Origin of the sequence: Mesorhizobium sp. M2A.F.Ca.ET.037.01.1.1 (assembly GCF_003998075.1) — a bacterium.
GTDB lineage: Bacteria > Pseudomonadota > Alphaproteobacteria > Rhizobiales > Rhizobiaceae > Mesorhizobium.
In genome coordinates this window covers 1-2561 of record NZ_RZSA01000930.1, presented here as the reverse complement: position 1 = coordinate 2561, position 2561 = coordinate 1, and the positions used below count along the sequence as shown (strand labels likewise).

1 protein-coding gene and 2 pseudogenes are annotated in these 2561 nt (G+C 59.8%); 1 reads left to right on the top strand and 2 read right to left on the bottom strand.

Annotated features, from left to right (window positions below; all coding sequences use genetic code 11):
• Window positions 1-141 (top strand): annotated as a pseudogene (locus EOA27_RS31490) (aldehyde dehydrogenase family protein); the annotation flags it as partial.
• Between the two features lie 538 nt (window positions 142-679).
• Here the strand turns inward: EOA27_RS31490 and EOA27_RS31485 are convergent.
• Both EOA27_RS31485 and EOA27_RS31480 read right to left on the bottom strand, forming a co-directional pair.
• Window positions 680-1140, bottom strand: a pseudogene (locus EOA27_RS31485) (OB-fold nucleic acid binding domain-containing protein); the annotation flags it as partial.
• Between the two features lie 307 nt (window positions 1141-1447).
• Window positions 1448-2561, bottom strand: a 1114-nt coding sequence (locus EOA27_RS31480; protein WP_189562171.1) for a KUP/HAK/KT family potassium transporter, incomplete at its 5' end; no start/stop codon positions are given.

The window sequence follows — 2561 nt, the reverse complement described above, 5'->3', positions numbered from 1 at the left end:
ATCATCTTCGATGATGCCGACATTGACGGTGCTGTTGACGGTGCGGTCCAGGCGAAGTTCCGCAATGCCGGCCAGACCTGCGTTTCCGCGAACCGCATTTACGTCCAATCGAGCGTTCACGATGAGTCCGCCGAGAAATTGTGGAGAAGGTCCGGCACTTATCAGTGGTCCGACGTCTACTCCCGGAGCGAAGCCGTCGCCAACCCAAGATCGAGTCCCACATCGCAGATGATAATTCGATGCGGGGCCGAACGATAAATATGCATGCTTTGGCCACCCCGAGGCAGGGCTCATTGAGATGATCCGACCGCCTTGGAACAAAGATGGGGTAGAGCAGATGAAGCGTTGGCAGCGTGTCTCCATTCGACGCGAGCGCTTAGGATGGGATCACGATCATTCGCATCACGCGCAGCCGCAAGGGCGATGCCATGGCTACTTTGGAATCGTTGAAGTGGTTTGAGCCGGACAGTCACAAATACACCCGTTACGCCGCGGCTCAGGAAACGGGGCGGCGTCCGGCGGTGGAGGTGCTCGCTGACTTAAAAAGGGTGCGGGCAGTCGTTGCGCTTGAGAGCGACGACATTTGGGATCCGGCACGGGGTGACCTGCTGCCAATCGGCAGTTAACAGGGTCCGACAAAAGTGTGCACAACATGCTGCTGAAGTGGCCTCCGGAAGCGCTACCGGAAGTTACGCGTCTTGAACTTGATAGGGTCGATATGGTCATACTGCATCGACGATGTCGCGCCCCTTCGGCATGCCGCGCGGATCGATGCCCGATCCGCCGTGATGAGCCTCGTCCCTCGGCCGTGCGGCAACGGAAACGGCGTCTTGCGGTTTCCCACGCTGGCCAGCCCGGCCGACAGATCGGTCAGCTCGTGGGCGACGAGGTGCACCACCTCCTCTTCCGTCGGATGCGTCCGCGGACGCCGAGCATGGCCGAAGCAAGAAGCACGCGCCGGAATTTCTCGAGAGATCTTGACCCAGACGACGACGTTTGCCGCACCCGTCTCATCCTCCAGAGGAACATGAAGCCTTTGGCCGAGCCCGGCCGCTGCCGGACCAGCACCAGGCCGGCGGCCTCGAGCCAGCTTCTGCCTCGCGCCTGCATAGCATCCTGACAGGTCACGGTGCGGCGCCGGTTAGGCGGCACGCCGATTTTGGCAACGCTAGCCTGTGAACTGAAGAATGAAGGTCGGACTTGCGGCACATCGATTAGGTTCAAATGATAAGTTGCTGCCCGGCGAGGTCGTTTCAGCGCATCTCGACTGGTGGGTCGGCAAGACAATGCGGAACGGAAATGATCGCAGGCGTAAAGGACGGCTTTCGGGGCCGGAAGCTTCAGGCCTGGAACCGGACCCCAGTTTGGCGCAAGCATCGTGGCCTCCGCCCGGTCAGGCATTCACCGGCTCGCGAAATGCCAATTGATTCTGCTTAACCGGGCATACCTAAACGGCCACTTGCGTTCCGATCTCGACCACACGTCCGGTCGGGATCTGGAAATACTCCGTCGCGTCGGCGGCCGTGCGCGCCAAGCCGATGAACAGCTTGTCCTGCCACACCGGCATGCCGGAGTTGGGTGACGCCTTGAGCGAGCGACGCGACAGGAAGAAGGACGTCGTCATGATGTCGAACTTCCAACCCTGCTTGCGGCAGATCGCCAGCGCACGCGGGATGTTAGGCTGTTCCATGTAGCCGAAGGTCAGTGTCACCCGCATGAACAGCTCATTGATCGTTTCCATCTTGATCCGCTCGCTGTCGGGCACCACGGGCTGCTGCGCCGTCACCACAGAGAGGATGACGTTCTGTTCGTGCAGCGCCTTGTAGTGCTTCAGGCTGTGCATCAACGCGGTCGGCGCACTGGCGGGATCGCTGGTCAGGAACACGGCCGTACCGGACACCAGCTGCGGTTTCTTCTTCAACAGATTGCCCGCAAGGAAATCGAGCGGAATCTGGTTCCTGCGCGTCTTGTCAAATAGATACCTGCTGCCTCTTATCCAAGTCCACATGGTCATCACGATCACTGCGGCAATGGCAAGCGAGGCCCAGCCGCCTTCGAATACCTTGACGATGTTAGCTGCAAAGAAGCCGGTATCGATGAAGACGAACACCGCCATTAAGGCTATCGCGACGCCGAGCGGCCATTTCCAGATGCGCGTCATCACAACAAAAAGCAGTATGTTCGTCACCAGCATATTGCCGGTCACCGAAATACCGTAGGCCGAGGCCAGCCGGCTGGATTCGCCGAAGCCGACCACCAGCAGCATCACCACCAGCGCCAGCATCAGGTTGATGCGCGGCAGATAGATCTGGCCCGACTGTTTTTCCGACGTGTGCTGGATGACGAAACGCGGCAGCATGTTGAGCTGTACCGCTTGCCTGGTCAGCGAAAAGGCGCCGGAGATCACCGCCTGGCAGGCGATCACGGTCGCCGCCGTGGCAAGCACGACCATCGGAATAAGCGTCCAGCCCTGGTTCATCTCGAAGAACGGATGACCGACAACGCCGCCATTTGCCAGCACGAAGGCGCCTTGCCCGACATAATTGAGCAACAGACAAGGG